General features: G+C 69.8%; 7 protein-coding genes. 4 read left to right on the plus strand and 3 right to left on the minus strand.

Annotation, left to right across the window (positions count from 1 at the left end; translation table 11 throughout):
- A partial coding sequence (locus SZN_RS32140; RefSeq protein ID WP_007503279.1) for an ISAzo13 family transposase occupies positions 1-696 on the minus strand: 696 nt, incomplete at its 3' end.
- Positions 697-1,317: 621 nt separating this feature from the next.
- On the opposite strand from SZN_RS32140, the gene SZN_RS32145 reads away from it, so the two are divergent.
- From SZN_RS32145 to tpg, 4 genes are all read left to right on the plus strand, one after another.
- A complete protein-coding gene (locus SZN_RS32145; RefSeq protein ID WP_007503280.1) occupies positions 1,318-1,824 on the plus strand; it encodes a hypothetical protein in 507 nt (168 codons plus the stop codon).
- 288 nt (positions 1,825-2,112) lie between these two features.
- Positions 2,113-2,592, plus strand: a complete 480-nt coding sequence (locus SZN_RS32150) for a DEAD/DEAH box helicase family protein (protein ID WP_244313454.1) — start codon at positions 2,113-2,115, stop codon at positions 2,590-2,592.
- Between the two features lie 176 nt (positions 2,593-2,768).
- Positions 2,769-5,009 (plus strand): telomere-associated protein Tap, encoded by a 2,241-nt coding sequence (tap, locus tag SZN_RS32155; RefSeq protein WP_007503282.1) that lies wholly within the window; start codon positions 2,769-2,771, stop codon positions 5,007-5,009.
- A gap of 12 nt (positions 5,010-5,021) precedes the next feature.
- Entirely contained in the window at positions 5,022-5,579 is a 558-nt protein-coding gene (gene tpg, locus SZN_RS32160; protein WP_007503283.1) for a telomere-protecting terminal protein Tpg, read from the plus strand.
- A gap of 287 nt (positions 5,580-5,866) precedes the next feature.
- On the opposite strand, the gene SZN_RS32165 is transcribed toward tpg, so the two are convergent.
- Together SZN_RS32165 and SZN_RS37800 are read right to left on the minus strand one after the other, a co-directional pair.
- Positions 5,867-8,548 carry a DEAD/DEAH box helicase gene (locus SZN_RS32165; RefSeq protein ID WP_078509045.1) on the minus strand — a complete coding sequence of 894 codons (2,682 nt, stop codon included), beginning with the start codon at positions 8,546-8,548 and terminating at the stop codon, positions 5,867-5,869.
- Entirely contained in the window at positions 8,549-9,133 is a 585-nt protein-coding gene (locus SZN_RS37800) for a hypothetical protein (protein ID WP_007503295.1), read from the minus strand. It abuts the gene before it with no gap.
- Between the last annotated feature and the right edge of the window lie 578 nt (positions 9,134-9,711).

Here is a 9,711-nt window from a genome sequence, read left to right on the forward strand (position 1 = left end):
GATCCCGTATGGGATCGCCTTGCCCAGATCGGCATCGGGAAAGTCGTGGGTGCGAACCCGGACCGGATCGCCTTCGCGACGCCACTCGTGGCCGGCGTTCTTGTAGTTGCCGACCAACTCCTTCTTCTTGGTGTCCACGCTGATCACCGGGTCTCCGGCGGCCTGGAAGTCCTTGGCCTGGTCGTAGATATAGCGGAACTGCGCATCGCGGTCCGGGTGTTGGGCACCTTCGATGGTCTTGGCGTTGCCTTGGAGACTGAAGCCCTCCTCGCGCAGCACGGCCGCCACGGTGTCCGCCGAGACTCGGTGCCCCTGCCGGGTCAGCTCGGCAGCCAATTGCCGGGTCGACTTCGTCGTCCAGCGCAGCGGCGACATCGGGTCCCCGCGTACATCCGGTTCCACCAGGGCCAGCAGCGCGGGCCGAAGGCCCGGATCCAGGTCCACCGCACGCTTGCGGCCCCCACCGGTGCGGCGCACCCGCCCCAACGGCGCCTCGCCGGACTCCAGTTCAGACACCCCGCACGACACGGTGCCCTCCCGGACTCCGGCCGCACGAGCGACGAGCCTGATGCCTCCATGGCCCAGCGACCGTGCTTCTGCTCCTATGGCCAGCCGCCGCTGCCGCTCGTCGAGATGCGGGAACAGCGTCGCAAACTTCGCGGCCAGGGCCGCCTCGATCCCCTCCGGACTCCCCATACCATGGCAACGAGCCTCGGAGCCGGAAGCGACGGCTTGTTTCCCGGCAAGCCCTTTAACTATCCGGCCTTGGGTAAAGCCTGCACCTGACCTGGACGGGAGTGGTCTGCGGATTGCCGAGTACGTGGCCCGCACGTACGGAGCTGAGCTGGTCGCGATGGACGCATCGACGGTTCAAGACGCGGGCCCCGAGCCCTCATCAGTCTCTCTCGGGCTGGCTCCTGGAGCAGGAGAGGAGACCGTGTGGGACGCCTTGAGGGCAGGCGGGCGAGTGGTCTTCCAGGAGCACGATGCTGTACTGCGCCAGGTGCTGGGTCAGCCAGTGAGCCCGCCGGAGGCAGGCAGATGAGTGTTGTCCACCCCAGATCGGCCGGGGACTGATGCCCTACCGACGGAACCGGTGGCGGTCCGCCCGCACCGAGGTGACGCGTACCTCGTTCATCGATGAGCACGACTGGATCACTGCGGACCGCGTCCGACCGGATCGGGGAGGCCCGCCCCAAGCGAGCTGGCCTTCGAAGCTCCGCCCCCTACTAGAAGATCTACCGTTGTGTGGCGTGTTCGCCGTTTTGCGGCCGCTGTGACCCAGGGCGCGCGACGATGAACTGTGATGCCGGGGGAATGAGCCTGCTGAAGGAGGCCGTGGAAAGAATGGTGATCGGCGCTGACCATGTACACGCTGCGGCCACGGTCCGCCGTCGGCAGCGGCAGTTCGTGCCGCCGTCCGAATTGTACCCGGTTGGGACCAGGGTTGACACTGCCCTGGTGGACCAGCTGTTCTACGCGACGGTGGACGAATGCCCTGACCCCCACTGCCGTCCGCTGCTCCTCGACCGCGTCGCACACGATGTGTGGTCGACACGCAAACTGGTCGACTGGGCATGCTTCATCACTTCGGAGACGTACTGCGGGCTTCCCGCGGAGCTCGTGGACGAACAAGCGTCGGCGGATAGTGTTTTCCGTCCCTCGGTCACCTTCCGCCGACTCGCCGCGGAGTACCACAACTCAAAGGCGATCAACTCCATTTACGACGCGTGCACAGCCGCACAGCTCCGGGAAGCGGCGGACACCGCCGTCGCCCTGGTCGACGGACTGCAGGTGTGGGGAGCGGACTTCCTCTACCAGTGACCTCCCTTCCGCCTCGCGGCGTTCAGCCGGTTCTCCCAAGGACCACCTGATGGCCACCGACCCCAGCTCTGTCGCCCCGGACCGCCACCCGCCACCCGCCTCTGGCCGACGCCATCGCGCCCGTCCGCCGTATGCTGCGCTCCGGTCGGCAGGCGGCGGTTCACAGCGGGCTACGCGGCCCAGGAAGCCGGGTTCGCGTGGTCACATGGTGTTCGCGTGCGGCACGGGCAGGACGCTGATCGCCCTGCGGACGGCTGAGGCCCTCGATACCCGGCTTCTGCTGGTGTGGTGCCGTCCCGGGATCTGATCGGCCAGTGGGCCCAGGCCGCCCGTGCGGATGGCCGCCGCGAGCCGCTGATGGCCGTGTCCTCACTCGAGGCACACAAGCATCCCGTGCTGTCCGAGGCAGGGGCGGTGTCCGCGGGTTCGGGGGAGCACCTGGCGTACTGGCTGGCCCGGTGTGCCAAGAAGAACGAGCCGGCGACCGTGTTCGTGACCCCCGACTCGCTCCCGCGGATCGAGGAGGTCCAGCACTCCGTCTTCCCGGCTGCGGTCTTCGATCTCGCGATCGTGGATGAGGCACACCACACCGCGGGCGGCTGGGACAAGGATTGGCCGGTGATCCACGACTCCTCCCGGATCCGCACCAAGCGCCGCTTGTATCTGACCGCGACGCCGTATGAGTGGGAGGCGCCGCTGGCCGAGGCCCCGGATGCCCGCCCACGCCCGAAACGGACCTCGTACCGGCCTGGGAGTCCCCGTCCCTGATCGCCTGCCCCAGGCAGCCAGGCTGTAACGGCCACTCAACCTTCGCTGCGAGAGATCAGTCTGCCGGGCCCCTGGAACGCCATTCCTGAAATGCACGCCATATGTACGCTGTTCGTACGTTGAATGTGCGTGATCTGTGCGGTTCATGGGGTAGGCTCCCGGTCGGGAGGTGCTCCATGTCCGAGTTGTTCGACGCGGTCGATGCGCTGCTCGCGTCCCGCGCCGTCCTTCCGCCGCCGGCGGAGCGGAAGAGGTTGCGTGCCGCGCACGGTCTGACGATCGACGAGGTGGCCACCGCGCTGAAGGTGCGCCGGGCCACGGTCAGTGGCTGGGAGTCCGGCAAGACCGAGCCCCGCCCGCCGGAGCGCGACGCGTATGCGCGGCTTCTCGACGGGCTCGCGAAGCTCTACCCCGCCACGGCCAACACCGGTGCGGCGGAGCAGGACGCGGCGGTACCGGCGATGTTCGCCGGCCCCGTGGCCCCCATGCCGGAAGCTCGGGCTCTGCCCACAGACCCGGCCCGCGGGGCTGCGGCCATGACGACGGCTGAGAACACCCAGACCCCTGCCCCCACCGCCGCTCCGGCGACCGCATTCCGTCCGGTGCGCACCGCCGGGCCGGCGTCGACGTCGCGCCGTCCGGGCGCGCGGAAGGCGGCCCCGGCCGGGACCCCGGCGGGCGAGAGTGACCCGCGGTTCGAGAACGGTCCGCTGGCGGTCGTGGATGTCGAGGACGGGAAGGTGCTGGCGTTCTGCGTCGGGGGCCTGGTCCTTCACGTGCCCGCCAAGTCCCTGCCGTCCCTGGTGGACTGGGCGCTCAAGGAGGCGAAGCTCGGGGCGCCGAAGCTGTCCGGGCCGGGCAAGGACGGCGACCCGCTGCTTGTGCTCACCGAGGCCGTGCTGGAGCGCTACGGCCTCCCGGCCACGCTCACGGAGCAGGAGCGGCTCGCCGGGCGGATCCCGGAGGGCCACAAGGTCATCAAGCAGCTGGTCCGCGCGGAGTGGAAGCTGACGAAGAGGGGCTTCGGGCCGTGGGCGCGGATCTACCGCCCCGCGCAGGGCTCGGAGCGGGCCTGCGTGCAGTTGTGCATCCCCTCCTGGAACGCGCTCGACACCCGGCACTGGGGTGAGGCCGGGCAGCTCCCGTCGGCGGAACTCGCCCAGATGTTGGGCGTGTACGCCTCCAGGGTGATGACGCCGCGCGGATCGACCGCCGTGACCGGCCTGGAGCTGATGACCGCGCTGCACCCGCCGACCCGGGCCTCCGCGCCGGATGCCGACGGCAGGCGGCACTCCGAGCACAACCCCGGGTCGCTGGGCAAGGACCCGGTGGACTGCGCGCCGTGCGAGGCGCCCGACGGGCACCCGCTCCTGGTGGACCTGCCTCGCTTCCACGTGCGCGGTCCGGCGGAGAAGCTGTTCGAGGAGGCGTACGACTGGGCGCGGCCGATGACGGATGCCGAGTGCACTCTGCGGCACATGGTCGGCATCGACGTGAACCTCGCGTTTGGAGCGGGCGCCAACGGCCTGATCGTCGGCCTCGGCGCGCCCACCCATGTCAAGGACCCGGTCTTCGACCCAAAGCTGCCCGGCTCGTGGCTGGTGGACCTGTCCCACGTCGACCTGTCCCGGGTGAAGGTCGCCAAGGACACGTGGGCGGATCTGGACGCGAGTCTGCTGCCCAGCCCGTTCACCCCGAAGGGCGACCGTCCCGAGTGCCCGGCCTGGTACGCGACGCCGACCGTGGCGTACGCGGTGGAGCTCGGCTACGACGTCGCGCCGATCGAGGCATACGTCCGGTACGACAACGGCCGCTACCTGGACGGCTGGTACCAGCGGCTGCGTGACGCCTACCTGGCCACGATGGCCGACCTCGGCGTCGACGCCGACCTGTCGCCGGAGGACTTCCTCGCGGCGATGGACGGCTACAAGAACCGAGACCTTCACCTGGGACTCGTCGTCTCAGCCATCAAGGCGACGGTCAAGGGCGGCCTGGGGAAGCTGCGCGAGCGGCCCCGGGGTGAGGGCTGGCGGCCCGGCGAGCCGTGGCGCGCCCTGTCCCGGCCGACCTGGCGGCCGGACATCCGCGCGGCGGTCATCTCCCGCACCCGGATCAACCTGCACCGCAAGATCGTCAAGCACGCGGCGTTCACCGGCCAGTACCCGATCGCGATCCTCTCCGACTGCGTCGTCTACGCCTCCAACGGGCCGAGCCCGCTGGACTTCCTGCCCTACCGGGAGGGCAAGCCGCTGCCCGGCGGCTTCAAGCTCGGCGTCAACCCCGGCCTGGTCAAGCACGAGGGCACCCAGTCCGTCCTGTGGGGCGAGGAGGTCCGCGAGCGGTTCAACGCCCCGGAGCTCAACCTCGCTCGGTACATCAAGGACGGCACCGTCACCGACGTCGACAACGGAGAGTAGGAGATGGTGACGATGAGCCTGTTCGGGGACGGCCTGGACGCCGCGGTACAGAAGGCGTTCACCCGTCCGGCGCCCAAGAGCGCGCCCGCGCAGATGCGGTACCTGGTCAAGCAGCTCAAGGGCACGAAGGCGGCGGCCCAGATGCTGCGGATCTCTCAGCGCACCGTCGAGCGGTACGTGAAGGACCAGATCAAAAAGCCCCGCCCCGACCTCGCCACGCGCCTGGAGCGCGAGGTGAAGGCCCGGTGGCAGCCGCAGATCAGGGCCAAGGCCCGGCAGAAGGCGGCGACGACGGGCGGCATCGTCATCGACACCCGGGCCCGCATGGGCTACACCGCGCCGATCGGGTCGACGGACCAGGACCGCATCCGGCACCTGACCGTCGCCCTGCCCCCGCAGCACGCCGCACGCCTCTTCGAGGCCCAGGAGGCCGGCGCCAGCGAACGCGAGCTCCAGGAGATCGCTGCCGAAGCGCTCAAGGAGGTGTACTTCCAGGACAACGGGCGCCGCGCCGGCAGCCTGGAGGAGGTCCGTTTTACGGACATCGAGCACCTGGAGTTCGGGCTCTAGCAACCGCGCCCAACGGCAGACGGCTCCCGCTGGTGTGGTCGGGTAGCCGGAGACCATTGCTTATCTCCGGCTACCCGACCACAGCTGGGCACCGCTGCTGCAGGTCGTCCCCGCGTTCCGACAGCGCCCTGAGCGAGACCGTCGGCCGCATCTCCTGCTCGACACCGGGCCTGTGGCCTACCTGCCCGAACTGGAGCGCTGACCGCACAAGAGCCAGGGCCTGACTCCCCGGGGTCTCTCCACACTTCGCGTGTCCGGACGGTTCAAACGATCAGCCGGAGACGGTGTCAGGCCCATTCCACGCCGAGATCCCGCAGCGCGGCCAGCTGTTCCGCGGTGAGCTTGTCGCGCCTCGACTTGGTGTTCGAGACCCACACGCCCAGTTTCACGATCACCGGCTCCGCCTTGCCCTCGACGGTGATCTGTTCGCCGTGGGCGCGGGGCACCGGCCGGTGGGCGCCTTCCCGCTCCACCCACTGCGCCATGGCTGCCAGGCCGCGCTGGAACGCCTGCTGCGCCTTGCTCGGCCCCTTCGCTGCACGCGGCGCTGCGGGGGCGGGAGACGACGGCTCATCGGGCGTCACGCCCAGCCGGGTGAGGCGCTCTTGTTGCTCGGGCAGGAGCCTTGCCCAGGTGCCCGGCTGTTTCTGCTGCTTCAGCCACTTCCCCAGGTCGTCGCCGTCCATCAGTACGCCGGGCTGGATGTCGGGGAGGTGCCCGTCGGCGTCGGCGAGGTCTGCGAGGACGCGGTGGTGGCGTTGCCAGTCCAGCGGCCATGGGCAGTCCCAGTCCGGGTCGATCTCGGTCAGCTGCGCCGCACGTACGGCGGCCCGCTCCGGGTCCTTGCCCAGGCCGTTCTTCGCGCCCTTGCGCCGGAGGTTGGTCATGTGCTGTCCGACGGGCACCATCGCCTGGCCCTCGCCCCACACTGCGTCCTGTCTTGGCGCGAGGTGTCCGGTGGCGCGGTGGTGGGAGCGGAGCGCGGCGAGCTTGGTCTCCCAGGCTTCCTCGCCCGGCTCCCACACCATCCCGGCTTCCGGCAGGTCGAGGAGCTCCTTGCGGTGGGGGTCGAGCTCACCGGCGCGCAGCGCTTTTCGCTGTTGGTGGACCCATCTGCCCAGGGGGAAGTCCGGCGTCGCGCCCACTGTCGCCTCGGTGTCGTAGGGGACGGTGTGCAGGCCGGTGATCTCGTTCTCCTTCCGCCAGCGGATGAGGGCTTGGTAGCCCTCGAGCCAGACCAAGGACTCGGGCCGGATGACGCGGCAGCGGGTCAGAGCGGCGATGTCGGCGGCGTCGCGGGGGCGGGCGAAGTTGACCACGACCTGGGTGACGCGCTCGATCTCCCGCTGCGCCTCATCGGTCTCCTCGTCGCCCCCGCCGTTCTCCCCGCCGCCGGTTCCTCCTGCGGGGGCAGGGCGGACGTGGAGGCGCCGGCGTTCGGCGCCGCGGGTCAGGGCACGCGAGGCGAGCTGCTCGACGAGGCGCTCCGAGTGCGAGCGCAGGGCCTGGAGGATGTCGACGAGAGGCTGGTAGCTGGCGGAGGCGACCATGTCCTTGGGGTCCTCCCCGGGCTGCAGGAAGATCGGGATGATGATCCGCGCGACCTTCGTGCTGCCGTCCGGATTCGGGCGCAGCGCCCGCCCGATGTTCTGGACGATGTCGACCTGGGAGCTGCGCGAGCCGACGATGCACACCGCTTCCACACCGCGCAGTCCGGTGATGTCGACGCCGACGCCGAGGGCGCGTACGGAGGCGAGGAACGCGCGATGGACCCGCCGGTTGTCGGCGTTGATGCCGCCTGCGAACTGGCGGATGAGCTCGCGCCGGTGGGCGATGGGGTGGTCGCCGCACAGCCAGCCGGCCCACACTCGGTCCGGGGGCACGTGGCGTCCGTCCTCGAGCTCGTACAGCGCGGCGTCGATGGAGGAGGCGGGCAGCTCCTCCGCGTGAGCGAGAGCAGCCTCGGACGCCTCGGTGGCGTAGAGCTCGGCCGCCGTACGCGGCATCTGCTCCGCGAACGCCTCGGCTTCCTCGACCCGCTGATGGAAGGTCATGACGGTGTGCAGGTTCATCTGCGCCGCGTGCTCCAGCAGCGCGGCCTGGAGCAGCGCGAGCCGCCGGCCGCGCAGAGCATCCTCGGACAGACCCAGGATCGGGTCAGGGTCCCGGATCTCGAGCACGTCGATCTCGAACCCGGCGAGGATCGCCCGCTCGATGGCTTCCGCCAGTCCGAGGTCGAAGATCCTGTTGCCGTAAGTGACGCTGTCGTCCTCCATCGAGGCGATCACCAACTCCTCCCCATCCCGCCCCCGCTGTGGCCGGGGCGCGGCCAGGATCCGCGGGGTAGCGGTCAGGTAGAACCGGAAGGCAACCGGAATCCGGGACTGGTCGTGGATCGCAGCCCAGGGCCGGCCCATGTCCCCGGCCGTCATGTGCGCCTCGTCCAGGACCGCCAGGTCGAACGGGGCCATCCGCTGCCCGTACAGCCGCTCCCCGCCCGCCAGCGCCGCCTCCAGCGGCCCCCGGACCTTCCGGCGGCCGGTGATGTCGGTGGGATCCTCGCGGTCCACCAGGGACGCGTACGTGGCGAACACGACCACCGGCCCGGACCCCGCCCACAGCGCGAGCTGGATGGCGTTGGTGGTGGTGCGCACCCCAAGCTGCTCCAGGACCTCGTCCTTGTCCACCCTGCAGACGGCGACCATCGGCGCGCGGTGTCCGACCCGGCGCCAGGACTGGGCGCTCTGCACGATCAGGTCCAGGGTGGGCACCATGACGAGGATCCGCCCGTCCGGGAAGCACTCCAGCGCGCTCGCGGCGGCCATGATCGTCTTTCCGGATCCGGTCGCCGACACCCCCGTGGCACGGGCCCCCTCCGGAAGCACAGGTGATCTTGCGGGGAATCCGACCCAGTTTCGGAAGCTCGACTTTTGGTCTACTTGGTGTTCCTTGAGTGGAATCACAGACATTTACTTTGCCCTCCCGATGCCCATTTCCTGGTGGTGCCTCAGATGGCCTTGTGCAGATGTGCGTAGGCGGAGTCGTCCCAGATCGACGCGTCTGTGAGATGCTGGCCGCCGGGCTTTTCCGTCCATGAAGGACGGCTTGTCGTCCGGGTCGTAGTGCCCGGTCTTGCGCGTGCAGAAGATGACGTCCCCACTGGACACCTCCGCCGCCCGCGCCGCGCACAGACCTCCGGCCTCGCCCAGCTCCTCTGGCACCCGCCGCCACTGCGTGGTGTTCGGGTGCGTGCGCGGCAGCACGGTCTCCCGGACGAACCTCTCCAGCCACACCAGGCCAACCCGCTCACGCTGTCTCACGTACGCGATGTGTACGGCCAGTTCAGCCGCTCCGGCAGATTGACCGCCGCGGCCATGACCAGTCCCGATCCGCGATGCCACCAGGGCCTCGCTCACGGCCGTCACGCCTTCGTCCCATCCGTCCGCGAACAGCGGGCCCCGAGAGGCCGGCGCCATGCCGTCCAGCTCCACGACCTCGTACTGCGCTCCGGCCTCCAGCGCGGCCATCAGGTCGTCCGCCTCGCTTGCGGGCATCTCTGCGCCTCCAGGAGCGCGAACAGCTTCAACTGCGCGTTCACGCCCGCTGTCTGGTACTGCGTCACCCGACGCACCGAATCCGGACTCGAACGGGATCGAGTCCGGTAGATTCGTGATGATCGGTCATCTGCGGCCGTTCCTCTCGGAATTCCGGGAAGGTTCCCGGGTGGTTGGGGGGTGTCCCATGTTTCCGCCAACGGTACATGCTGCATCAACTTGATGCACGCGGTACACTGGAACCCACACGAACGAGCGCCCCCACCCCTTGTAGCCAGCCCGGCCCGCGGCAGCGGGCCCCAAGGTTCTGGAGGCGCAGCCGACAGGCCGTCAGGCGGGGGAGCGCAGCGGACCCAGCCCAGGAGTGTGGAGCACTCCTCAACTCCCATACTGAAGACCCCACTAGCTGCACCCGACACCCAGCCAGCCACGGCCGCGCGCTGCGCGGCCAGCCGGGCGCGCAGCGGCCGGCTCCACCGGTCCCTGGAGCGCAGCGGAAGGGACGCCCTCGCATCGCGAGGGCCAGCGGGAGCGCAGCGACCGCCCCGCTTGCATATCGCGCAGCGATATGGTACCCG

Origin of the sequence: Streptomyces zinciresistens K42 (assembly GCF_000225525.1) — a bacterium.
Classification (GTDB): domain Bacteria; phylum Actinomycetota; class Actinomycetes; order Streptomycetales; family Streptomycetaceae; genus Streptomyces; species Streptomyces zinciresistens.

Coding starts and splice junctions, on each gene's coding strand:
- SZN_RS32145 (WP_007503280.1), top strand. CDS start 1,318: ATGAGCCTGCTGAAGGAGGCCGTGGAAAGAATGGTGATCGGCGCTGAC.
- tap (WP_007503282.1), top strand. CDS start 2,769: ATGTCCGAGTTGTTCGACGCGGTCGATGCGCTGCTCGCGTCCCGCGCC.
- tpg (WP_007503283.1), top strand. CDS start 5,022: ATGAGCCTGTTCGGGGACGGCCTGGACGCCGCGGTACAGAAGGCGTTC.
- SZN_RS32165 (WP_078509045.1), bottom strand. CDS start 8,548: ATGTCTGTGATTCCACTCAAGGAACACCAAGTAGACCAAAAGTCGAGC.
- SZN_RS37800 (WP_007503295.1), bottom strand. CDS start 9,133: ATGCCCGCAAGCGAGGCGGACGACCTGATGGCCGCGCTGGAGGCCGGA.